Genomic DNA, 23,027 nt, shown 5'->3' on the forward strand with positions numbered 1-23,027 from the left:
AGCCGTAGACACAGATTCGGCGCTGCCAACCCATGAGTGCGATCGAGTCGTTCAAACGGGAGACCGACCTGCCCGTGTTCGCACTCGCAGTAGCTGCCCTCCTCGGGCTCATCGTGGCCATCGTCGGCTGGCCCGACGCCGCGGCGGCGAAGCTGGCGACCGCGAACGAACTCATCGTTGCCAACCTGGGATGGCTCTACCTCTGGGTCGTCTTCCTCTCGTTCGTCTTCGTGGTCTACATCATGATCGGCCCGTGGGGGAAGCTCAAACTCGGCGATCCCGACGACGAACCCGAGTTCTCCTTCTGGCAGTACATCGTGTTGACGTTCACCGCCGGGCTCTCCTCGGGCGGCCTCGAGTTCTGGGGACCGGCGGAACCGCTCGTCCACTACGACACGCGGCCGCCGTACTTCAGCGGCGAGGCGGGGACGTGGGCCGGGATGGCCGACGCGCTCCAGTACGCCATCTTCCACTACGGCCTGTCGGCGTGGGCGACGTACCTCGTGTTCGCGGTGGCGATCTCGTACTACGTCTACCGGAAAGGGGCCGACTTCCGACCCGCCGTCGTCCTCGCGCCGTTCGTCGGCGTCGACAACCTGGACGGCTGGCTCGCGAAGGTAGTCGACGCGCTGATGATCATCGTGATCGTCAGCGGGATCACCGTCTCCTTCGGCCTCGGGATCAGCCAGTTCGCCTCGGGGCTCGGCTTCAAGTGGGGCGTCGCGCTCGGTGACGGCGGGAAGATCGGCCTCGCGCTGCTGGTCGGCGTCCTGTTCTTGCTCTCGGTTCTCGCCGGCATCCAGAAGGGCATCCAGCGCTTCGCCGATCTCAACGTCGTCCTGCTCATCGGGCTGATGGTCGCGACGTTCGCCTTCGGCCCGCTCTCGTCGCTGGTCGACCTCGGGACGCAGGCGGTCACCGGCTACGCGACCGACTTCGTCGGCATGAGCCTCTTCTTCGCACCCGGCGCCGAGGGGGCGAACTGGTTGAGCAACTGGACGCTGTTCTTCTGGCCCTGGTGGCTCACCTTCGCGCCGATGGTCGGCATCTTCATGGCCCGGATCTCGAAGGGGCGGACGCTCCGCCAGCTCGTCGCGGCGGGGCTCTTCGGCTCCTTCGGACTGACCGTCCCCTGGTACGTCGGGACGGGCGGGTCGGCGCTGCTGCTCCAGACCTCCGGCGCGGCCGACCTGCTGGGCGTCTACAACTCGGCTGGCCTGGAGGCCGTCGGCTTCGCCCTCTTCGAGGAACTCCTGCCGTTCGCTGGCCTGTTCTCGGGCGTCCTCCTGCTGCTCGTCGTGAGCTTCCTCATCACCACCATGGACTCCTCAACGCTCAGCCTCGCCATGATCGTCGCCGACGGCGAGTCGCCCTCCTGGATCACGCGCGTCGTCTGGGGCGTCCTCATGGTGTTGCTGACCATCGCGCTGATGCTCGCCGGCGGCATGAGCGTCATGCAGTCGTTTACCATTCTCGTCGGGCTGCCGACGGCGATCCTCTGTGCCGTCGCAATGGTCGGGATGGTGCTGGAATTGGAGCGAGAGGTGCCCGTCTTGGGTGCCGCGCTGGGTGGTGACGATGGCGGGGAACGGACGGATGACACACCGGAATCGACGTCGTCGGTGTCCGTCCAGGGATCGACTGGGCAACCCGCCGACTCGGACTAGGTGGCTTGGGTTCGGCGCGATTGTGAAAATCAGTTCACGACATCACACGAAACGACCCGGTCACGGGCCGGGATCACTTACAGATCGCGGCGATATCGCACGGTCGGGTACGTCCTCCCGTCGATCGCCGTTTCGTCCGTCCCGATCCGCTCGAACCCGCGCGCCTCGACGAACCCGGCGCCGATCTCGTTCCCGTCGAGCATCTCCAGCGTGAGGGCGTCGATGTCGTCCGGGAGTTCGTTCAGCTCGCGCTCGAGCAGGGCCGTCCCGACGCCCTCGCCCCAGCCCTCCGGGTCGACGTAGAGCTCTTTGAGGCCCGCCTCGGTCTCGCCGACGAACGGCTGGGTGTCCTCGCCCCACCGGAGGTGAGCGTAGCCCAGCACCTCACCCTCGTCGTCCTCGGCGACAAGGAAGCCCGCCGGGTCGTCCAAGAGTTGGTCGAACCGACGGTCCACGTGTTCGTCTACGGGATCGCTCGTGACCTGTTTGAGGACGTCCGCCGGGAGAACGTTGGCGTAGGCCTCCTCCCACGCCCGGCCGTTAATCTCGATCGCCGCGCGCACGTCCTCGCGACCGCGGAGCTGTCGAACGTTCATGGCTGGTGGGTTGGAGCGGACGCGACAAAAAACGGAGCGGTCGCGATGGACGATCGAACCGCGAACTCGCGAGTGAGTTTTGACGCAAGGGGTACGTTCCGATGAAAGAGTATCAGGTGTCGCCGCGTTCGACAGTCGCGAGAAACTCCAGTTCGATGCGTCGCAGCACGTTGTAACACAACACGAAATAAGTTTATAAGTCAGTTTCGAGTAGTGTTACATCGAGTGGATCGAGATTCGTCGCTTGCTTTCGTCCCTGTGAACTCACCACCCTCTCGTTCGTAGGGTGTGTACCGAATCGCATTCAGCGGCGTGTACGAACGATTTCCCACTAGAGAAAGGATTATGCTATATTATAATAAAATTATAGCAAATGCGCTTCTCGCCCTGCCACAAATCTCGTTGTCCACAGTTGCTGGAGGGACCCGTCGATGGCTAGACGCGCGAGACGTCGGTCACGACACAATTCGACGGACGAACGCGAGTCGGCGGAAGCGTCCCGGCCGCGTCGGAGCACACGCTCCGAGTCCTCCGAGCCGAACGCGCCTGGCCCCATGGGAATACCCGTTCTAGGGGCCGAACAACAGACGCTCGACGAGCCAGTCACGCTCGGGCCGACGGCAAGCGAACAAGCGGGCGATATCCTCTCTGACTTCCTGAATCGACCCGACGAAATCCCGGACGATATCAACCGGCAAAACCTGGCGTCGCACAAGCGAAACTGGGACGCCCATTCGGCGACGGGCCCGGCGGGCGATGCCGACGTGCCCGAGAGCATCCGCGAGGTCATCTCGTCGTCGGGGCGGTCCCTCGACGCGTCGATCCAGCGTGCTGTGGAGGATCGGATGGGCGATTCGTTCGGCGACGTGCGGATTCACACCGGTCCGAACGCTGCGGCGGCCTGTGAGGACATCAACGCGCGGGCATTCACCGTTGGGAACCACATCGCGTTCAATTCGGGTGAGTACGATCCGAAGAGTCAGGAGGGACAGCACCTGCTCGCGCACGAGTTGGCGCACGTGAGACAGCAGACCGGCGGGGCCCTATCGATGCTCCCGCGGGAGGGCCTGGAGGTGGATCCGGATCCGGTCCTGGAGCGCGAAGCCCAGGTGGCCGCGGAGCGCGTGATGGACGGCGGCACGCTGGGGATTTCCCGAATGCAAAAGACAGGGATACATATCCAGCGGATGCCTGACCGATCTCAGAGTTACGAAATTGGATCAGGGAATGCAAGTGATTCAGAATCGACTCATACGATCTCATTTTCGGATGGTCAACTTCAAAAGAAGTTCAAGCACGCGGATGACTTCGGTGTAACTGAATCTTGGAATTTAGATAGCAAAGAAGCGTTTCGACGAGCGCTCAAGGAACATATAGCGGACAAAGATACCATCGCAATCGACGGAACGTATAGAGGGGAGACCATACCAGTCACGCATTATTTCAATACTCGTACATCCAATAACGTGATGATTCATCGGAGTGGGGATAAACGAGGAGAGTTTTTGTCTGGATGGACTCTCGATCCTGAACAGGCAAACTACGTCACATCGACTGGAGACCTATAACATATGAGTGAGACTGAGCTAACTCGAAAGTATCTCGAATTGATCCGGGAATTCATCGGCGGCGAGATGACTGCGCCCGAATTCGAGAGGCAGTATCTCGACGAGTTCAAATCAGATCGGGGTAACTTTCCGAGTGGAGATGCGTTCGACCCGTATCATCAACTGTTCGTCGCGGTCGACGCGTATTGTTCGGATCCGGAACTGCGAGACGAGTACGACATCGACGAAACAGAGCTTCGAGAAACGGCTGCTGAGACAAAAGCGCAAATGGAACAACGGCTAGAAACGATTACGGGTGAAGCGGAAGACATCCATTGATCTCACAGAAAGTTGGTAGACATACGACCGTACTTGTACTTCCGTAGGAAAGAGGCTGACTCTGATATCGACCCCGATCCATCAGGGCGTTCAGGGTAGACTCGTTCTCCCAAACGGGACACAAACCAGATTCGACCTCGAGTGCCCGACGGACAGCTGAACAATCGACCGGGGTCGGCGATACTTTGGTCAGTGGATAGCCCGTGTCGGTTTCGGAATTCGAATCCAGACCCGTATTCAGTTACGTTTCTTCGTGTTCTGGTTCAATTCTCCGAATTAGAGTTAGATATAAGTCACTGTACAACGCACTGACTGGTGGAAGCGATCGTCTCCAGAAGGCCAGGGGACTGCCAGTTGAATGTCCCGGGTGGTGGAGCACCCGAGACGATTGCTTCCACACCTATGGAGGGGTATGCAAGCATGACTGGATACAATTCAGACCGACATAAGCGTCCCGGGAGCGAAGCACGCGAAAACGACCGCCAGATGGCGACAGACGGCGGAATTAGGGATGAGTCTGTAGAGACTGGTCAGGAATCAGAGGCAGACGACTCGATGCCCGACACGGACGATTCTGATGACGACTGTGATCCCGATCCACCAGCGACTGGTGGGGAGGCAGGCAGGGGCGAAGGCGAAGAAGAGGAAGTGCCGGCGTGGAAGGAGTACGGTTATCCGCGAGAGCCCAAATGGGCGCCCGACTGTCCGAGCTGTGGCGGACCGGTACTCAATGTTACCATCGCCGGGCCAGGGGTGAGTCAGGTCTCGCCGTGTGGGTGTAATGTCGCGCCGTCGGACGTGGAAATTCTCTGAGCGAAGGAACGGTTCGTGGATGCTGGAAGTCGATTTTTGGAAGTGATTCTCCGTTCGAGGACAGCTAAGTATTCAAAAGCCCCTGACGCTCTCGGCGGCTGCGACTCGCTGCGGTCCTCGCTCACTTCGTTCGCTGTGGTCCTTGCGTCGTCTCGCTCGCCGAGACCGCCAGCCCCTTTTATTCCCACCCGGGTGGTTGACCGGGCGCTGTAGCGGGCGAACGGACAGGAAATCACATACCTCAAACCAGTTCTCGAAGCGCCCAGACGTCGTCCGTCGGATCCAGTTTGTTCGGCTCCTTCCCACGCTCCGTCACGATCCCGGCGTGGTAGAGCATCGCCTTCAGTTGAAACACCGTCGGCGAGTGATAGACGTTCCCGTCCGCTAACTCGGACGTCTGCAGTTCCCCATCCTCATCGAGCACCCGACTTCGCACGTCCTCGTCGCCTTTGATGAACAGTTCCACCGCGAAGGTCGAGTGCGTCCCGTGGAGGTACGTGACCAATTCGACCAGCGACGGGCAGGAGTTGCCGATCTCGTGTAATTCCTGCAGTATCGAGACCAGGAGCGTCGTGGCTTTGTATTCGAAGACAATCCGCCGAGCGAGCTGGCCCCACAGCGGTTCGTCGTCGATGAAGCGTTTCCGGCTGCGTTGCCAGTTTTCGAACTCCCGAAGGGCAGCCTCAACGGTCTCGTAGTTTGACTTCGCGAAGCGGACGACCTCCTGGCCCAGCGTGGTGAGTTCAATATGTCCGTCTCGCTCGTGAACCAGTCCGAGAAACTCGGCCCCCTGTCGCGACCCGTCGACCTCGCCGACGACGTGTTTCGCTTGCAGGGTTGCCGTGTCGCCGTCGGCGTAGCACGCCAGCGCGTACCCGAGGTAGTTCTTCGGGTGGTTCAGCGAGAAGGACTTGTCGGCCACGCCCTGCGCACTCGCCTGGAAGCGGATCGCCGTGGCGTCCGAAGTGGTCCGGTTGCCCACGACTCTGGGGCGCTCGATGGGCGTCACGGTTCCCTGCTCGGACACACCCAGCACGCCCACGTTCAACTCGCGGGCTAGCGTCCGGTCGGTCTTCGTAATCGTCTTCGCCGGGGCCGCGAGGTAGGCCACGTTGGCCTCCGCGAGCCGATCGTAGGCCTGCGTGATTCCCTTCTCGGTCGGCACGCCATCTTCCTTGCTGTCATAGCCCTTCGCCTCGATCACGATCAGCGGCGGCTCGTCGCCAAATCGCTCCACCGCCAGAAACTCGTTGTCCAGGTTTCGGACACCGACGAGGTCGGGATAGCCACCGCCGAGGCGAACGTGGTTGAACGGCGAGAGCCGATCGCGGATACGCTGATCGAGCGGCTGGCCGGACAGCCACTCGTTCTTGGCGAACTGCGTGTCAACGACCGCGTAGGTGTCCGAGGCCCCGTCCTCGGGAAAGAGCGCCTCCTTCGTCCGCGCGAGGACGTGGGGCTCGGAAAGTGAGACTGCCGAGCTGCTCATGCCCGAAAATCGAAGGCTGACGGCAAGAACGTTCGCACTCGATACACGATGGATCGGTCACAAACAGGACTTCGAAATCACAGACCCGCCATAAATTACCCTAGTTTTCTGCCCCTAATCGGCCAGATGGCTTTAGATAATAGAAGGGATTGGTCCGCTGACCGAAGATGGGACGACGCGACGATCTCGATCGACTGTACGACCTGCTGGATCGACTCGACGACCGCGTCGGCGGCGCGAAGACGCTCGACGACTGCACGGGCTACATGGACTGGCCGGAGCGCGGCCTCTACGTGTTCTTCGCCGACGGCGAGACCCGGGACGGGACCGACCAGCCGCGGGTCACGCGCGTCGGGACGCACGCAGTATCCTCAGGAAGTGGCACGTCACTCTGGAATCGGCTCAGGGCGCACCGCGGCGCGAACAGCGGTACCTACGGCGGTGGCGGTAACCACCGTGGCTCCGTCTTCCGAAAACGCGTCGGCGAAGCACTCCTCGCCAGAGACGATCTCGAAGCCGATTATCCCGAGTGGGGCGTCGGATCGAGCGCGGACAAAGACGTTCGGCTCGACGAGCACGATCACGAGGTCCGCGTCAGCGAGTGCATTCGCGACCTTCCGTTCCTCTGGATCGACGTCGACGACGAACCGGGACCGGACAGCGAACGCGCGTACCTCGAATCGAACCTGATCGCGCTCGTCAGCAACTACGAGACCGAACCGATCGACCCGAGAGCAGGTGATTGGCTCGGCCGCCACTGCCCCTCCGAACCAATTCGCAGTTCGGGCCTCTGGAACGTCAACCACGTCGACGAAGCGTACGACTCGAACTTCCTGACCCTGCTCGAAACCCGAATCGACGAGACGGAACCGGTCGACTAACTGGAACCGAACGATCTACGTTCTACAGCACTTCGACTAGCCGCCCGAGCGGGAATGAAAAGGCTGGCATGCGTGGCGGCGGAAGCCGCCACGGTATAGGCGGTCGGTTCCACCGACCACCCTCTCGGCCCCTCCCGGGCGACGTAAGCACCGCAGGCGATACCGAGGAGCGCAGCGAAACCTGGAGAGTCGAGACCGGCAGGGGCTTTCGTCATCGACGTCGCCCTCGCGACAGCACGCAATCATAATATTCAAGTATTCTCTCAGTAATATCCTTACATGCCGCTCGCATCGATTCCCCAATACTGTCTTCCGCCCCAATCCCTCGGCCTCACCCCCCGCACCCTCCACATCGGTCGCGGTTCCCCAATTCGAATCAGTGCGGGCCACAGGCTTCTCCACCACGATGGAAAGTGCGCCAGGCCCCACGGCCACAATTACGAGATCACCGCGAAGATCACGGGTTACCTTGGACGCGAGGGCTGGGTCGTCGACAAAGGAAGTGTTACTGGGGTATTCTCCGAGTGGGATCACCGATTCCTCGTCGAAGAAGGCGATCCACTGATCGAGGCGTTCGAAGCGTCGGGCGACGATGACGCGCTGGTCGTCCTCGAACAGCCACCCACAGCTGAAGTCATGAGCGTCCTGCTCGAAAAACGTCTCGAGACCGACCTCCCCGACACTGTCACCGACGTTTCCGTCCAGGTACGCGAGAGCGGTGAACTTTGCGCCGAAGGGTTCTGATGCCGGTCGAGACCACTGCGACCGAACTCACGAGTGCCGACACCGAACAGCAGTCCGATTCTCCGCCCACAGATTCCACACCAGCCGACGCCCTCCCAATCAACGAACTCTTCTATTCTCTCCAAGGGGAGGGCCGACTCGCCGGCGTCCCCTCAGTCTTCGTGCGCACGAGCGGGTGCAACCTCCGGTGCTGGTTCTGTGACTCCTATCACACCTCGTGGGAGCCGACCCACGCCTGGCAGTCGGTCGACGACATCGTCGACGAGGTCGAAACCCACGACGCCGACCACGTCGTCCTCACCGGGGGCGAACCCCTCATCTACGACGCAGCGGTCGACCTGCTCGAACGATTGGACGAGCTGGACTACCACGTCACCGTCGAGACTAACGGGACGATCTACCGAGACGCACCGATCGACCTGGCGAGCATCAGCCCGAAACTCGCGAGTAGCACGCCGACACCCGATCGCCTACCGGCCGGAGTGGACGACGCCAACGACACGAATCCGAACGAGACGACGTCCGACGCCGTCGCCGCCTGGACCGAGCGCCACGAGGACGACAGAATCGACCTCGACGCACTCACGGACCTCGTCGAGACCTACGACAGCCAGCTCAAATTCGTCGTCACAGACGAATCCGACCTCAAGGAAATCACCGACCTCCTCGAGCGACTCCGTGCCAGAACGACCACCTCCATCCCGAATAGCGACGTTCTCCTCATGCCCGAAGGCACCACCCGAGACGCACTCGACGAGCATCGAAACCAAGTCGCCGAACTCGCCCTCACCCACGGATTCCGATACACCCCAAGACTTCACGTCGATCTCTGGGACGACGCAGCGGGGCGATAACGATGACGGACACAGACCAGACCGCCAGCCCCGGATCAGCCGTCGTGCTCGCCTCCGGAGGGATGGACAGCGCGACCACCGCGTACGAAGCCCGCGCCCAGGGCTACGACCTCCATTTCCTCCACACCTCCTACGGCCAGCACACCGAGTCGAAGGAGTACGAATGTGCTCGCGCGCAGGCCAACGAACTCGACGCCGCGTTCCACCACGTCGAGACGGACCACCTCGCCAGTATCGGCGGGTCGAGCCTCACCGACGAGAGCGGAGCCGTCCCCGATGCTGCCGACGTGGACGATGCGGACGAGCCCGTCCCGGACGCAGCCGACACCACTCCCGACGAGATCCCCTCCACCTACGTCCCCTTCCGGAACGCGAACCTCCTCTCGATGGCCGTCGCCTACGCGGAGGCCAACGACTGCGACGCGGTCTTCGTCGGCGCCCACTCGGAAGATCACGGCGGCTATCCCGACTGTCGCCCGCAGTTCTTCGAGGCCTTCCAGCGCGTCGTCGACACCGGCACGGCGGACGACACCGAGATCGGGATCGAGGCGCCGTTCGTCGACGCCAGCAAAACCGACATCGCCGCTCGCGGCCGCGAGCTCGAGGTTCCCTACGACTTGACCTGGAGTTGCTATCGCGACGACGAGCCGGCCTGTGGAACCTGTGACTCCTGTGCTCGTCGACTCGAAGCGTTCCAAGATATCGGCGAACGGGATCCGATCGCGTATCGAGAGCGTTGACATCCTGATCCCTCCAAGCTGGCACCGACAAGCGAGTCGGGGGAGAAGACGACTGTCCTACTCGGTTCGACCCAAAACGAAGTTCGCCATCCGTGAGACGAATCCGTCGACGTCATCGAGCAGTTCCGCGGGGTCGATGGGCGGGTCGCCCACACCGTAGTCCGCCTGTTGACGATAATCGTACAGTTCGCCCAGCAATCGGCCGTCGGCCCGCGTCGCATCGTCGTTCAGAACGAGTTCCTGTCCGAACGCTTGCCGAACGTGGCCGTGAGAAGTGGGCACGGTTCCGTTCGCGTAGAGTGCAGCCTGGGCGGCGTGAAAGGCGGCGTAGTACAGGCGATTCACGACGCCGGCCCGAGTCCCGTCACCAGCGTGGAGAATCCGGGCGTCGGCGAGCGCATCGCGCGCCAGCTCCAGTTCGGCGGATGGATCGCCTGCGTTAGCCATACAACGTCTGTCCGGTTCGGGTTACCGTCCGAACGAACGGTTGATTCCGGTCGCGTTCGAGCGCCGATTGCGTCCGTATGACCAGCGAAAGGACGACGCCGTAGTCGAGTTCGATGTCGTACGCGATAGTACGGATTTCCTCCGTAACGCGCGACTCGTCGGCGTCGTCCGAAAGGACGACGAGCAAGTCGACGTCAGAATCGACGCCCCGTTCTTCCCTGCGGACGACGCTGCCGAAGAGGTGGATCGCCTCGAGTTCGTCGTCGAATCGATCGCGTACCGATCGGCCGAAGGCGGCTGCCGCCCGTCTGTGGGTCGTCTCGGCAGGCGGTTCCATACGTATCGTTCGAGGTCGACTGGCATAAATCCTCGTCGGTAGATCCATCACTCCAATCCGAACTAGCGACCGTCCACACTCGCTTAGCTTCTGTCCACTTCCTGGAGTTGCTATCGCGACGAGGAACCCGCCTGCGGAACCTGTGATTCCTGCATTCGTCGACGCAAGGCCTTCCGAGAGATCGGCGAACGGGGTCCGATCGCGTACGGAAAACCACTAGTCGGCGAGTAGCTGCTCACTGAGAGTATCACGTCTCTCGGTCGTAGAAATTCCGTCGATGACCGACCGACTTCACGTACAGCGCATCGCCACCGTCGGTTTCAGTCTCACCGCCGCCATCACGGAGCCCATCTTCGGTGCCTTCGTCGGTATTTTTCCGCCAGTCGATGAGAACGCGGTAGTCACCGACACGGAGGACGTAGTCATCGCGCCCGGTCAGCGGCTTCAGGAAGTGATCGGGCCAGTCACGACTTTCGCGTAGTTTCTTGGTGATCCGTTCTTTTGTTTCCGCGTCTTGTTCGTCGAGACGCTCCTTCCCACGTTCGGTGAAAAAGACAGCCGCCATCTATACGTCGTCGAGCGCGACGACGTCACCAGCGTCGATCTGCTCGCGAGAAAGGCGGTCGTCGGCCAGGGTTCGCTGGGACAGCCGTGGAGAATCCAGGAGGTGTCGCAGGGCGTCACGAGCCAGTTCGCTCTTGTTCAGATAGTGCGGATGATCTTCGAGGAACGTTTCGAGATCGTCTTCCATCTCGTCCGGGATTTTGACGTTGAGTGTGCTCATCGTGTTACTAGTGTGTTACACTCGGTGGACGAAAAAACCTTCCGCCAATGAAATTGCCCACAGAACCTGCGACTCCTGCGTCCGTCGACTCGAGGCGGTCCGAGAGATCGGCGAACAGGATCCGATTACCTACACAGAACCGATCGATTGCAGCGGATCGAGCCGTCACAAAAAAAAACTGCGTGCGAACTGACGCGTCCCGTTTCGGTCGCGTTACTGACCGAGTTCGTCGACAGTCAGCGTGTAGGAGCCGCTGCCGGAGTAGGCATCGACGAGCAGGCCGAGCTCTTCGTCGCCCGAGAGATCGACGGTGATCTCTTCCTGGCTGTCCGGCGAGTACGACACCTCGTCGTAATCGTAGGTCGTCGGCGTCCGACCGTCGTACGTGAGGTAGAGGTCGAAGTCAGCCGACGAGGGCCCGGAGAGCGTCACCGTCGCCTGGCACGGGTTCGCCGTGTCCAGCGAGTAGGTGTAGTTGTCGCTGCCGTTGCCCCACCAGCCGCCACTCAGATAGCCCGAGACCGTGTCGGAGCTCGTCTCGGCACCACACTGACCGCCACCGCCGTCGCCGCCGACGGCGACCGTCTGCGTCGACGTGTCCGTGTTGCCGTTGTCGGCGGTCACGGTGAGTTCGACCGAGTAGTCACCCTCGGACGCGAAGCGGTGATCGATCGTCTGGCCGCTCTTGGTCGCGCCGTCACCGAGGTCCCACTCGTAGGCGGTGATCGAGCCACCCTCTGGCGGCGTGGAGCCGCTGGCGTCGAACGCGACGGTCTCGTCGACCTCGGGATCGGACGGGGTGAAGCCGAAGCTCGCGGTCGGGTTGCCTGGTTGGCCACCGCCGCCACCGTCGACGATGTTCGCCGCGTCGACGCGACCCGAACCCTGCTGGTCCNTCGGGTTGCCTGGTTGGCCACCGCCGCCACCGTCGACGATGTTCGCCGCGTCGACGCGACCCGAACCCTGCTGGTCCGACGGGAGCCCGATGTCCACTGCGGTCTCTTCCAGGCGGTCCCAGAGTTCCTGGACCGACAAATCGGGGTGGGCGGACTTGCCGAGTGCGGCCACACCGGAGGTGACCGGACACGCCATCGAGGTGCCCGAAAGGCCTTCGTAACCGCCACCAGGGACGGGTGCGAGCACGTCGACGCCGGGCGCGGCGACGTTGACGTTCGGCCCGTAGTTCGAGAAATTCGCGATCTGCTCATTCTGGTCGACGGCCGAGACCGCGACACAGTTATCGTAGGCTGCGGGGTAGGACACCGGCGAACCGTAATCGTTACCCGCCGCTGCGATCGGGAGCGTGCCGTTGTTGTACGCGTAGTCGATCGCATTCCGACCGGTGTCGCTGGCGCCACCGCCACCGAGAGACATGTTGACGATATCGGCGCCCTGGTCGGCTGCCCACTGGATCGCGTCGGCGATGTCGGCCATCGACCCACTGCCGCCCGAGCCGAGCGCGCGCCCGGAGATGAGTCGACAGTTCGAGATCCCCGCGGTCCCCTCGTTGTTGTCGGTCGTCGCGGCCGCACAGCCACCGACGTGCGTGCCGTGGTTCTCCGAATCGACGACGGGTGCCGGATCNCTCGTTGTTGTCGGTCGTCGCGGCCGCACAGCCACCGACGTGCGTGCCGTGGTTCTCCGAATCGACGACGGGTGCCGGATCGTCGTCGTTGTCGACGAAGTCGTACCCTTCGTCGCCCTCGAATCGGTCGGCGAGGTCGGGGTGCGTGTAGTCGACACCCTGGTCGACCACGGCGATGGTGACGTCCATCGACCCAAGCGTCGTGTCCCAGGCCTGGTCCGCACGGACCTGCTGTGGTGCGTACTGCGACCCGAACTGCGGATCGTTCGGCTCGTAGAATGCTTCGAGCGTGTAGTTCGGTTCCGCGTACTCGATGCCCGGCTGACGTTCGAGACGCTCGATGACCGAATCCTGCGTGCTCGGGCCGTCGTCCGGTACCTTCACCGCCATGTAGCCGAGCGAATCGTTCTCGTGAACGACCGAAGCTTCCGCCGGGAGCGCCGATTCGACCGTCGACCGCGCGCTCGCGATGCCGACAGTGTCGCTCTTCCCGACGAGAATCTCGTCTTCCTTCGGGCCGGGCTCGCGACCGGGCGTCGCCGAGACGGCCCCACCGAGGCCGAGGAACGCGCCGGTTGCCGCAGTCGATTTGAGTACTGTTCGTCGACCGATGTCGTGGTTGCCATCACCTGACATAGGTACTGAATACCATCCGGCGACGTAAGTAAAATCTTCGTGAACTTCGGTGAATTCATTATTAATTCCAAAGTAATAATCAAACAACACATCATAATTGAAAATGGCAAGCGGCACCTCCGTCAGAAATCGTGACGTCAGCTAGTGTTTTATTCTTGTGTTATGATACAGAGTTTATTATTAACTGTCCGGATAGTAACGTTTGGAAATCGGCTGTGGTCAGAGGTCCCGACGCGTGACAGCGACCGGCAGTTCGAGCCGAAGTACCACGAGGGGCAGCGGCCGCTTCCCAGCTGGCCACACTATCGAGGGCTGCAATTCGACTCTGCCAGTTTCGATTCCCGCGTACGCAACGAGGCCGACCGTAGAACCAGCAATCGATCCGTGTGAAGTGGCCAGTGTGAAGTGGCCAAAGCGAGGGTGTGTGGTGCCAGAACGTGGAGCGGATCCGCGTGGGCCCGACGCAGATCCGCCGCTGGGACAGCCTCGGAGATCGGTGCGCCGTTACTGTCCGAGTTCCTCGACGGTCATCGTGTAGTCGCCGCTGCCCGAGTAGGCGTCCACGAGCAGGCCGAGCTCTTCGTCGCCCGAGAGATCGACGGTGATCTCTTCCTGGCTGTCCGGCGAGTACGACACCTCGTCGTAGTCCGAGGTCGTCGGCGTGCGGCCATCGAGCGTGAGGTAGAGGTCGAAGTCGGCCGACGACGGACCGGACAGCGTCACCGTCGCCTGGCACGGGTTCGCCGTGTCCAGCGAGTAGGTGTAGTTGTCGCTGCCGTTGCCCCACCAGCCGCCGCTGAGCGAGCCCGAGACGGTGTCGGAGCTCGTCTCGGCACCACACTGGCCGCCACCGCCGTCGCCGCCGACGGCGACCGTCTGCGTCGACGTGTCCGTGTTGCCGTTGTCGGCGGTCACGGTCAGGGTAACCGAGTAGTCGCCCTCGGATGCGAAGCGGTGGTCTGCAGTCACACCGGTGGCTGTCGAGCCGTCACCGAAGTCCCACTCGTAGCCGCTGATACTCCCGCCATCGGGTGCTGAGGATCCACTGGCGTCGAAGGAGACGGTCTCGTCGACTTCGGGGTCGGACGGGGTGAAGCCGAAGCTCGCGGTCGGGTTGCCTGGTTGGCCACCGCCGCCACCGTCGACGATGTTCGCCGCGTCGACGCGACCCGAACCCTGCTGGTCCNTCGGACGGGGTGAAGCCGAAGCTCGCGGTCGGGTTGCCTGGTTGGCCACCGCCGCCACCGTCGACGATGTTCGCCGCGTCGACGCGACCCGAACCCTGCTGGTCCGACGGGAGATCGACGTCGACGGCCGTGCTCTCGAGTCGGTCCCAGAGTTCCTGGACCGAGAGATCCGGGTGGGCGGACTTGCCGAGTGCGGCGACACCGGAGGCAACCGGACACGCCATCGAAGTGCCCGACAGCGTCTCGTAGCCGCCACCAGGGACGGGTGCGAGGACGTTCGCCCCGGGGGCAGCCACGTTGATGTTCGGCCCGTAGTTCGAGAAGTTCGCGATGTTCTCGTTCTCGTCGAGCGCCGAGACCGCGACACAGTTGTCGTACGCCGCTGGGTAGCCCACGGGCGAGCCGTAGTCGTTGCCAGCTGCCGCGATCGGCAGCGCGCCGTTTTCGTACGCGTGGTTGATCGCGCTGCGACCGGTCTCAGTCTCCCCACCGCCGCCGAGCGAGAGGTTGATGATGTCGGCGCCCTGGTTGGCCGCCCACTCGATCGCATCGGCGATGTCCGACAGCGATCCGCTGCCGTCCGAGCCGAGCGCACGCCCGGAGATGAGTCGACAGTTCGAGACCCCGGCGGTCCCCTCGTTGTTGTCGGTCGTCGCGGCCGCACAGCCACCGACGTGCGTGCCGTGGTTCTCCGAATCGACGACGGGTGCCGGATCGTCNCCCCTCGTTGTTGTCGGTCGTCGCGGCCGCACAGCCACCGACGTGCGTGCCGTGGTTCTCCGAATCGACGACGGGTGCCGGATCGTCGTCGTCATCGACGTGGTCGTAACCCTCGTCGCCCTCGAATCGGTCGGCGAGGTCGGGGTGCGTGTAGTCGACCCCCTGGTCGACCACGGCGATGGTGACGTCCATCGATCCCATCGTCGTGTCCCAGGCCTGATCCGCACGCACCTGCTGTGGCGCGTACTGCTCACTGAATCGCGGGTCGTTCGGCTCGTAGAGCGCGTGCATGGTCTTGTTGCGCTCTGCGTACTCGATGCCCGGCTGACGTTCGAGACGCTCGATGACCGAAGCCTGCGTGCTCGGGCCGTCGTCCGGTACCTTGACCGCCATGTAGCCGAGTGTCTCGTTCTCGTGAACGACCGAAGCTTCCGCCGGGAGCGCGGACTCGACCGTCGACCGCGCGCTCGCGATGCCGACGGTGTTGCTCTTCCCGACCAAAATTTCGTCTTCCTTCGGGCCGGGTTCGCGACCGGGCGTCGCCGAAACGACGCCACCGAGACCGAGGAAGGCCCCAGTCGCTGCGGCTGTCTGAAGGACGGTACGTCGATCGATATCGTGGGTGCCATCACCTGACATGGCTACCGAATACCAGCTATCGAAGTAAGTAAAATGTTCGTGAACGTCGGCGAATTCATTATCCCCCTCCATAGTATAATCATCCTACAGAATTTAGAGAGAAACACCAGACGGGAGTGACTCCTATTGATATCGCAATTGGTACTGTCTAATGGCTAATAAATTGACCATCGGTTTTTCATTTGATTGAAATGGTTGTCACCGTCGGTATCGGCTAATGCTTGCCAACACATCGTGACACTCAGACGGCCAACGAAACCATTGCAGTGAATCAGCGAGACGAGTGCTCTGGCACCCAGAAGGGGCATATCGGTCACTACTGGGCAACGAGGAACGGCAGTTGCGATGAGCGATGCATCGACGAACGCCGATAGATAGCTGCCGCGCGCACCACGACAGCCACGCGCGGCTGGTGCGCCCGAGCCAGGGTAGCCATCACCCACGTGTCGAAGCGCGTTCCCGCTCCACGTCACCAAGCAATAACAGCTTTGAGGCTCCCGCCAGTCTCCGGTGACAATGACGACCCAGGCCGACGGGGAAGCCCACCCCGGCGCCGACGATCGGGTCTACTACGTCATCAGCGACCTCCACATCGGTGGTGACGAACAGCTAGAGGACATCGAGTTTCGGGAGGAACTGCTCACCTTCCTCGAATCGCTCGAAGAGACGGACGAAGAGACCGAACTGGTGATAAACGGCGACGCGTTCGGCCTCTGGGAGCTGACCGAACTCGACGGGCCGGCGAAGTTCGACGCGCTGGTCGAGACGTATCCGGCCGTCTTCGAGCAACTGCGGGCGACTGGCGAAGCGGTCACGATCACACTGGTCCCCGGCAACCACGACCACGAACTGGCGGCCTACGACACCTACGTCGATCGATTCGCCGCGTATAACGTCGACCTCGTCCAGACGAAGTCGATCACCCGGCCGCTCGCCGGCCGGGAGATCCACTTCGAGCACGGCCACCAGCGCGATCCCAACAACCGCATCGACGACTGGGGAAACCCCTACGACAGACCCCTCGGGTACTACTACAACACGCACGTAACGAGCACGGCCGGCCAGCTGTCGGACCGCGGCCGGTTCAACTGGCTGAAGGACATCCAGGCGGTCACACCGACCGAGTGGATGCCGCTGTGGGTCCTCTCGAAGTACGTCTATCGCGAGATGCACCCGCTCCTCCGATACGCGCTCGTGCCGTTCCTGTTGCTCTTCAACGTCACCGCCCTGCTGGCGATCCTCGTCGGCCTCGACGTCGCCGGCGTCTACGCGATGCCGACGGACGCCGTCCAGGGATTTCTCGGGCAGTTCGGTCGACCCGGAACGGTGGCGTACCTCGTTCTCGCGATCAACGTGGCGCTGGCCGGCATCCTGCTGCTAGTCGCCGTTCCGCTGTACTTCATCCAGCAGGACATCAAGCGGACGATCGATCGATTCGGGCTCTTCGACGGTGACGTGACCGTCGACGCGGCGAAGCCGTACGAGGCAGCCGCCCGCGAGCTCGCCGCCGAACGCCCGGAGACGGCCGTCTTCTGTTACGGACACACGCACCGCCCGGACGTCACCGCGGTCGACGGTATCTGCCTCGTCAACAGCGGGACCTGGCTGAAGCGCCTGCACCGACGAGACGGCGTCACGGGGCTCCTCCCACCGGTCTTCTACCCGTCGTACCAGCTCGCCGCCGTCAGAATCGCCGCCGACACCGACGGGATCGCCGTCGAGTTCCAGCCCATCGAGAAGCCGAACCCCGCCCCCGAGGAACTCACCCTCACCGAACGCCTCCTGACGCTCGGTCGGAAACCGGACCCCGACCTGCCGGAGCGCCACGTCGTCGAGCTGGACCGGAGTGAGCCCGAATCGTCCGTTCCCGGGGAGACAACGGGGACAGGTCCGGACCCCGTGAACGAACAGCAGGAATAACTACCGCCAGCAGAGAGGGGGTGACGAACATGCACACCCCACTACAGACGATGGCAGCGCTCGATACGTCGGCGATCGTCCCGGCCGTCGTCGACGCGGCGGTCACGGCGCTCCTGTTCGTCGTCTCGTTCGTCGTCCTCTACGGCCTCGGAAAGCTGGTCGTGCTCCGGATCGTCCGCGAGAGTCTCCAGCGACGAGGCTTCGAACGGGCGATCGTCAGAACCGCCGTTCGCGTCACCGGTATCGTGGTCGCGGTCGTGGCCGTCGCCCTCGCCGCGACGATCGCCGGGTTCGGCGTCGTCCTCTCGGCGTTCGCGATCCTCGGCGGCGCGCTGGCGCTGGCGATCGGCTTCGCCACGCAGGACCTGATCGCCAACTTCGTCGCGGGCATCTTCATCCTGCAGGACAAGCCGTTCACCATCGGCGACTGGATCAAGTGGGACGACGAGGGCGGCATCGTTCGCGACATCGACCTCCGGGTGACCAAAGTCGAGACGTTCGACAACGAACTGGTCACCGTCCCCAACGCGGACCTGGCCAACGCCGCGGTGACTAACCCGACGGCCAACGACCGGGTCCGCATCGGCTACGACTTCGGCATCGGCTACGGTGACGACATCGACCGCGCCCGCGAGGCTATCATCGATGCCGCACACGAAATCGACGGCGTCCTCGACGAACCCGCCCCCGCCGCCCCGGTGACCGACCTTGGCGGCTCGGCGGTCGTTCTCACGGGCCGCATCTGGATCGATCCCAGCGATCAGGTCCCGAATGCGACGAAAGCCGCGTTCGTCGAGGCGGTGAAGAAACGACTCGACGAAGAAGACGACATCGACTTCCCCTACCCGACGACTGAACTCACCGGGTCGGTCACCGTCGACGAGTGGGAAGAGAAACCGACACTCGATAGTTCTCCCCCCTGAAAACCGGCGTCCCATATTCGACCCGTCTCTCACTGTGTCCCGCCGACGTTACACCGGATTCGGCACCGTCAGCACCGGGATCGTCGCGTGTTCTTTCACGTCCTCGGCGACGCTCGGCTTCAGCACCCGGTCCAACCCGCTTCGATTGTCCGTCCCCATCACGATCAAGTCGGCGTCCGCAGCGGCGACCTGGTCGCGAATCGCGTCCGCTGGCGGTCCCTCGCGAAGCGTCGTCGTCACGGAGACACCCTCGGCCGTCGCGCCGCGTTCGACGGCCTCGACGGCATCCCTGGCCTCGCTCTCCGGATCGGTTCGCAACTGATCGCGCTGGCTCTGTCCGGTCCCCTCGATCACCGATAGCGCGTGGACGGTCGAGTCGAGCATCGCCGCGAGCGAGATCGCGTGCTCGGCCGCGCGCGTCGAGGATTCGCTCCCGTCCGTCGGAACCAGCACGTGGTCGTACATACGGCCTCCCTCGACGGCCCGTCGGATACGGGCGAAGCCTGCACTCGCAACCTCGTCGTCACATTCGAGTCCCGTCGACGACCAGTGAGATTTTGTCACTCCGCACCCCTCGTGTCAGTAATGCCCGACGACGAGCCCACGGTTCCCATCGTCTGCCCGTCCTGTGAGACGTCTTCCCGCGTCTCGATCGACGACGTCGCCGACGCGATCGACGCCCACAACGACCGCCACCACGATGGCGACGCGGTCGCCGACGTGGATCCCGCGCTCAAAGACCAACTGGCGGACCTCGTCGTCGACGATCTCGGATTGCTCGACGAAGAGGGCAGCAACTAACTCGTTCCGTTCGTACCGACCGGATTCGACGAGTTACCCCGACAGTCCACCGGCGTCGATCGCGCGGATCGTCAAATCGTAGGACTGCGGAATTCCCGAGAGGTCGACCCGAACGAGGAGGACGTCGAGTTTGGCGTCGCGTTCGGCCAGCCGCACCATCCCGTCGCGCTGGTTGCGCTCGAAACTGGTCGAGCCGTGCTTCACCTCGGCGACGTAGCGTTTGAGGACGCGACCAGCGTCGTCGCCCCCCTCATCCCGGTCGCGGACAGTGAAGGCCACGTCCGGATGCCACGCACCGTCCAGGTCGGGGTCGAGCCCGCCGACACGGTCGGGGTCGTCGTCGACGCGCACGCGAAACGTATCGGGGTCGCGTTCGAGGTCACGCGCAGCGTAGGCGACGATCGGCGGCGGATCGTAGCGGTACGCGTCGAACAGTGCCTCCGCGAGCGCGCCGACCTGCTGGGCGCGCGTGTCGAACGTCCAGCCGGTCGCGGGGTCGCCGCGTGCCGCGGCCGACGGACGCGGGTCTCTGACCTTGACCAGATAGGCGTCCACGTCGGCGGGATCGTTCGGCGCCGGTTCCTGGAATCGAAGGCCCGGACAGTCGACCGCGTGGATCAGCTTCGCGACGGCGTCGGCCCGGCTGTCGTAGCTGAGCACCTCGCCGGCGCTCTGTCGAAGCGTCTCGATCTCCGCGGCCGCCGCACACGCCGACCGCTTCAACGCCACCCGGAACGGCGAGACGTCCGGCACTCGCCCGGCCTCGGAAACCTGGTACGGCTCACCCGGCCACTGCTCCTCCCAACTCATTGGTAAGTCCAGTGTCCGCCACTACTAAGAGTGTCCCGCCTCTCGGAGCGCGCTGACCACGGGAGACGGCCAGCGATCGAGTCGACTCAGTCGATAATCTCCGCGTCGTCGGCGTCGGCTTCCGTCTCGACGGAGATCGTGAGCACGCCGTTGTTGTAGACCGCGTCGTGCTCGTCACCGAAGGCCCAGTCGGCCGACGGCGTCCGGAACGCTCGCTCGTCGGGGCCGTCGGGTCCGTCGATTCTGAGTTCGAGACGGTCGTCACCGACGAGGACGGTCAGGTCGTCGCGTTCGGCCGGCGAGACGTCGACGACGACGTCGATCCGGTCGGTCGCAGAGTCGTAGTAGTACTGCGTCGGTCGATTTGCAAGGCGGGGCGAAACGGTGGACACGAGAATCGCTCACGCCTGCGTGACCATCACTCCTCGCCTGAACGTGTACAGGTCCCGGTAGCGCACCCGCCTCAGCTGTAGTACTCGCGAAATGCGGCGACCTGCTCGTCGTCGGGTGCGCCGTCGGCCCTGACGGTGCCGTCGACGAGGACCGTGAGTCGATCGTAGGCATCGGCGAACTCGTCGCCGTTGTGTGAAGAGATAAGAATCGTCCGATCGTCGGTCGCGTACGACGTGAGGAACGACCGGATCTTTCGGCGAGAGAACCGATCGACGTCGGCGAGGGGTTCGTCGAGCAACAGGAGCTGTGGCCGGTCAAGCAGCGCCAGGGCGAGGTCGAGCTTCTTACGAAAGCCGCCGGAGAGGTCGCGAGCACGCCTGGTCTCGACGGGTTCGAGTCGGAGGGCGGACAGCAGCGTCTCGACCCAGGAGACGGGTTCGGGGTCGTCCGCGAGCGAGCGGAAGACCGAGAGGTTCTCGCGGACCGTCAGGTCGGGGAAAAAGCGTGGCTCCTGGAAGCTGTAGCCGGTGGCGCCGGCGGGACGCGAGATTCGACCCGTCGTCGGATTCGCGAGCCCCGCGATGAGGCGGAGTACCGTCGTCTTTCCCGAGCCGTTCGGCCCGACGAGCCCGTGAATCGTCCCGGGTTCGGTCGTGAAGATCACGTCCTCGAGTGCCGTCGTCGAACCGTAGCGTTTGGTCACACCGACGAGGAAGACACGGGCCGCCGCATCGTCGACCATCGGTTCGTGTGCCATCGGGATCGGCTCGTCGCGTGCCATCGGGGATGCACCGTCGCGTTCCGGCGGGGTCGAATCGTCGTGGCCCGGTGGGATGGCGCCGGGGGCCGTCGAGGGCGAATCGGGTACTTGCGAGGCCGAGTCGTCACCTGTCGAGCCTGTGTTGTCGTGATCGACCATCTCATTGCCTCCGTCGATAGTAGCCGAGCGCCAGCACCAGCCCGCCCAGCGCGAGGACGGCCGCGCCGGCCACCCAGAGCAGGTAATCCGCGTACAGCGCCATCGGTGCGTCTCGTAACATCGCGCTCCGGGTCGTCACCGTCGCGTAGTGGGTCGGGAGGGTTCGAGCGATCGCCTTGCGAGTGGGCGAGAAGAAGCCGACCGGATAGACGACGGCAGAGAGCGAGAGCAGGGCGAAGAGCAGTCCGACGTTGGCGAACAGTGCCAGCCGGCGCAATCGCATGGCGAACAGGACCGTCAGGCCGACCGCGGCGACGAGAACGAACGTGAGTATGAGGCTCACGAACGAGAAGACCGAGAGGGTCGCGATATCGAAACCCATCCACGACGCCACCAGCGCGGCGACGGCGATCGGAACGATCGTCAACGCGCCGTAAAACGCAATCTTCGTCGCGAGAACGGTCTCTAGCCGGGACGTCGTCTGTAGCCGATCGAGGACCAGTCGTTCCGAGCGGACCTGGTACGGGACGAACACCAGGCCGTAGACGAGCACGAACGCCACCAGACAGACCGGAATCAGGTACGCCGTGAGGACGCGCTGGTCGCCGATCCGGTCGTGCGTGACGGTGACATCGGAGACGAGCGCGTCGTCGAGTCGACGGTCGAGGGCGGCCACCGAGAGGTTGGCGGGTTCCTCGAACGGGACCATCGTCCGGTCGGTGACGACGGTAAATTCCACGTCGGCCCCCTCGGTGCCCAGATCGGGCGGCACCGCCACGACGAGGTAGACCTCCTCACGGGCCAGTCCGTCTCTGGCAGCGGCGCGCGTGTCGTAGGCGACCGGTGTTGCGAAGGAGTCGACGCCAGTTCGCGTGACCGCGAGTTCGGTCTCGCTGGTGTTGTCGTCGGCCGGGACGACGCCCACGGGGACGTCTTCCGGAATCGACCGTTCGTAGACGCCGGTCACGCCGGTGAGCATCGCCGGCAGGAGAACGAGGACGACGACGAACAGGCCGGCGTTGCGTCGAACGGTGAGCGCTTCCTTCCGAAGGAGGGCACGGACGTCCACGGCGCGTTACTGCTCGTTCGCCAGTTCGATCAGCGTGTCGACGCTCGCGTCCCAGGTGACGACGAGCATGGACCCGTCGGTCTCGGTGTCAAGTTTGTCGATCAGTTCTTTTTCTGTGGCGTCCATTTCGGACTCGTACTGAGAGAGCATGAAGTTAATAGCTGTCTCTTATACACATCTCTGAGCG

22 protein-coding genes and 5 pseudogenes are annotated in these 23,027 nt (G+C 63.3%); 11 read left to right on the top strand and 16 right to left on the bottom strand.

Translation table 11 applies throughout. The annotated features are described in order from the left end of the window. Positions 1 to 32: 32 nt before the first annotated feature. The gene (locus C479_RS06085; RefSeq protein ID WP_007699458.1) at positions 33 to 1,667 is read left to right on the top strand and encodes a BCCT family transporter; all 1,635 of its coding nucleotides are present in this window, start codon (positions 33 to 35) and stop codon (positions 1,665 to 1,667) included. 77 nt (positions 1,668 to 1,744) lie between these two features. On the opposite strand, the gene C479_RS06090 is transcribed toward C479_RS06085, so the two are convergent. Further along, positions 1,745 to 2,263 carry a GNAT family N-acetyltransferase gene (locus C479_RS06090; protein WP_007699459.1) on the bottom strand — a complete coding sequence of 173 codons (519 nt, stop codon included), beginning with the start codon at positions 2,261 to 2,263 and terminating at the stop codon, positions 1,745 to 1,747. Between the two features lie 554 nt (positions 2,264 to 2,817). On the opposite strand from C479_RS06090, the gene C479_RS16220 reads away from it, so the two are divergent. Continuing rightward, positions 2,818 to 3,831 carry an eCIS core domain-containing protein gene (locus tag C479_RS16220; RefSeq protein ID WP_007699460.1) on the top strand — a complete coding sequence of 338 codons (1,014 nt, stop codon included), beginning with the start codon at positions 2,818 to 2,820 and terminating at the stop codon, positions 3,829 to 3,831. Between the two features lie 3 nt (positions 3,832 to 3,834). Beyond that, positions 3,835 to 4,149: a colicin immunity domain-containing protein gene (locus C479_RS06100; protein WP_007699461.1), complete on the top strand. Its 315-nt coding sequence runs from the start codon at positions 3,835 to 3,837 to the stop codon at positions 4,147 to 4,149. Positions 4,150 to 5,203: 1,054 nt separating this feature from the next. Here C479_RS06100 and C479_RS06105 read toward each other — a convergent pair. Next, the gene (locus tag C479_RS06105; protein ID WP_007699462.1) at positions 5,204 to 6,451 is read right to left on the bottom strand and encodes a hypothetical protein; all 1,248 of its coding nucleotides are present in this window, start codon (positions 6,449 to 6,451) and stop codon (positions 5,204 to 5,206) included. 167 nt (positions 6,452 to 6,618) lie between these two features. Here C479_RS06105 and C479_RS06110 point away from each other — a divergent pair, with 167 nt between their 5' ends. From C479_RS06110 to queC, 4 genes are all read left to right on the top strand, one after another. After that, complete coding sequence (locus C479_RS06110; protein WP_007699463.1) at positions 6,619 to 7,332, top strand: hypothetical protein; 714 nt, start codon at positions 6,619 to 6,621, stop codon at positions 7,330 to 7,332. Between the two features lie 279 nt (positions 7,333 to 7,611). Continuing rightward, entirely contained in the window at positions 7,612 to 8,076 is a 465-nt protein-coding gene (locus C479_RS06115; protein ID WP_007699466.1) for a 6-pyruvoyl trahydropterin synthase family protein, read from the top strand. Next, complete coding sequence (locus C479_RS06120) at positions 8,076 to 8,930, top strand: 7-carboxy-7-deazaguanine synthase QueE (protein WP_007699469.1); 855 nt, start codon at positions 8,076 to 8,078, stop codon at positions 8,928 to 8,930. Before C479_RS06115 ends, C479_RS06120 begins: the two co-directional genes overlap by 1 nt. Positions 8,931 to 8,932: 2 nt before the next feature. Continuing rightward, positions 8,933 to 9,670: a 7-cyano-7-deazaguanine synthase QueC gene (gene queC / locus C479_RS06125; RefSeq protein WP_007699471.1), complete on the top strand. Its 738-nt coding sequence runs from the start codon at positions 8,933 to 8,935 to the stop codon at positions 9,668 to 9,670. A 57-nt stretch (positions 9,671 to 9,727) separates the two neighbouring features. On the opposite strand, the gene C479_RS06130 is transcribed toward queC, so the two are convergent. Both C479_RS06130 and C479_RS06135 read right to left on the bottom strand, forming a co-directional pair. After that, complete coding sequence (locus tag C479_RS06130) at positions 9,728 to 10,117, bottom strand: HEPN domain-containing protein (RefSeq protein ID WP_007699472.1); 390 nt, start codon at positions 10,115 to 10,117, stop codon at positions 9,728 to 9,730. Next, complete coding sequence (locus C479_RS06135) at positions 10,110 to 10,454, bottom strand: nucleotidyltransferase domain-containing protein (protein WP_007699476.1); 345 nt, start codon at positions 10,452 to 10,454, stop codon at positions 10,110 to 10,112. The genes C479_RS06130 and C479_RS06135 overlap by 8 nt, the downstream gene beginning before the upstream one ends. Before the next feature lie 99 nt (positions 10,455 to 10,553). On the opposite strand from C479_RS06135, the pseudogene C479_RS15795 reads away from it, so the two are divergent. Further along, positions 10,554 to 10,685, top strand: a pseudogene (locus C479_RS15795) (7-cyano-7-deazaguanine synthase); the annotation flags it as partial. A gap of 16 nt (positions 10,686 to 10,701) precedes the next feature. On the opposite strand, the gene C479_RS06140 reads toward C479_RS15795, so the two are convergent. The 7 genes and pseudogenes from C479_RS06140 to C479_RS17085 form a co-directional block, all read right to left on the bottom strand. Continuing rightward, positions 10,702 to 11,019 carry a type II toxin-antitoxin system RelE family toxin gene (locus C479_RS06140; RefSeq protein WP_007699478.1) on the bottom strand — a complete coding sequence of 106 codons (318 nt, stop codon included), beginning with the start codon at positions 11,017 to 11,019 and terminating at the stop codon, positions 10,702 to 10,704. After that, positions 11,020 to 11,238: a ribbon-helix-helix domain-containing protein gene (locus C479_RS06145; RefSeq protein WP_007699481.1), complete on the bottom strand. Its 219-nt coding sequence runs from the start codon at positions 11,236 to 11,238 to the stop codon at positions 11,020 to 11,022. A 213-nt stretch (positions 11,239 to 11,451) separates the two neighbouring features. Beyond that, positions 11,452 to 12,981: a S8 family serine peptidase gene (locus tag C479_RS06150; RefSeq protein ID WP_338034089.1), complete on the bottom strand. Its 1,530-nt coding sequence runs from the start codon at positions 12,979 to 12,981 to the stop codon at positions 11,452 to 11,454. Continuing rightward, positions 12,881 to 13,459: pseudogene (locus tag C479_RS16975) on the bottom strand (S8 family serine peptidase); the annotation flags it as partial. The pseudogene C479_RS16975 and the gene C479_RS06150, both read right to left, overlap by 101 nt. Before the next feature lie 504 nt (positions 13,460 to 13,963). Continuing rightward, positions 13,964 to 14,644: pseudogene (locus C479_RS17075) on the bottom strand (PKD domain-containing protein); the annotation flags it as partial. A gap of 28 nt (positions 14,645 to 14,672) precedes the next feature. Then, a pseudogene (locus C479_RS17115) lies at positions 14,673 to 15,362 on the bottom strand (S8 family serine peptidase); the annotation flags it as partial. A gap of 64 nt (positions 15,363 to 15,426) precedes the next feature. Then, a pseudogene (locus C479_RS17085) lies at positions 15,427 to 16,077 on the bottom strand (S8 family serine peptidase); the annotation flags it as partial. Between the two features lie 444 nt (positions 16,078 to 16,521). Here C479_RS17085 and C479_RS06160 point away from each other — a divergent pair. Then, complete coding sequence (locus C479_RS06160) at positions 16,522 to 17,925, top strand: metallophosphoesterase family protein (protein ID WP_007699487.1); 1,404 nt, start codon at positions 16,522 to 16,524, stop codon at positions 17,923 to 17,925. 29 nt (positions 17,926 to 17,954) lie between these two features. Beyond that, positions 17,955 to 18,848, top strand: a complete 894-nt coding sequence (locus C479_RS06165; protein WP_007699489.1) for a mechanosensitive ion channel family protein — start codon at positions 17,955 to 17,957, stop codon at positions 18,846 to 18,848. 48 nt (positions 18,849 to 18,896) lie between these two features. Here C479_RS06165 and C479_RS06170 read toward each other — a convergent pair whose 3' ends face one another. Further along, complete coding sequence (locus C479_RS06170; RefSeq protein ID WP_007699492.1) at positions 18,897 to 19,313, bottom strand: universal stress protein; 417 nt, start codon at positions 19,311 to 19,313, stop codon at positions 18,897 to 18,899. Positions 19,314 to 19,433: 120 nt separating this feature from the next. On the opposite strand from C479_RS06170, the gene C479_RS06175 reads away from it, so the two are divergent. Beyond that, a complete protein-coding gene (locus C479_RS06175; RefSeq protein WP_007699495.1) occupies positions 19,434 to 19,649 on the top strand; it encodes a hypothetical protein in 216 nt (71 codons plus the stop codon). Between the two features lie 33 nt (positions 19,650 to 19,682). On the opposite strand, the gene C479_RS06180 is transcribed toward C479_RS06175, so the two are convergent. From C479_RS06180 to C479_RS06195, 4 genes are all read right to left on the bottom strand, one after another. Next, positions 19,683 to 20,459, bottom strand: a complete 777-nt coding sequence (locus C479_RS06180; RefSeq protein ID WP_049907119.1) for a hypothetical protein — start codon at positions 20,457 to 20,459, stop codon at positions 19,683 to 19,685. 86 nt (positions 20,460 to 20,545) lie between these two features. After that, positions 20,546 to 20,851 (bottom strand): Hsp20/alpha crystallin family protein, encoded by a 306-nt coding sequence (locus C479_RS06185; RefSeq protein WP_007699500.1) that lies wholly within the window; start codon positions 20,849 to 20,851, stop codon positions 20,546 to 20,548. Between the two features lie 71 nt (positions 20,852 to 20,922). After that, on the bottom strand, positions 20,923 to 21,771 hold the full coding sequence (locus C479_RS06190; RefSeq protein WP_007699504.1) for an ATP-binding cassette domain-containing protein: 849 nt from the start codon (positions 21,769 to 21,771) through the stop codon (positions 20,923 to 20,925). Position 21,772: 1 nt separating this feature from the next. Beyond that, on the bottom strand, positions 21,773 to 22,840 hold the full coding sequence (locus tag C479_RS06195; protein WP_007699506.1) for an ABC transporter permease: 1,068 nt from the start codon (positions 22,838 to 22,840) through the stop codon (positions 21,773 to 21,775). Positions 22,841 to 23,027 lie beyond the last annotated feature (187 nt).

The sequence above is a fragment of the Halovivax asiaticus JCM 14624 genome, from assembly GCF_000337515.1.
Lineage (GTDB): Archaea > Halobacteriota > Halobacteria > Halobacteriales > Natrialbaceae > Halovivax > Halovivax asiaticus.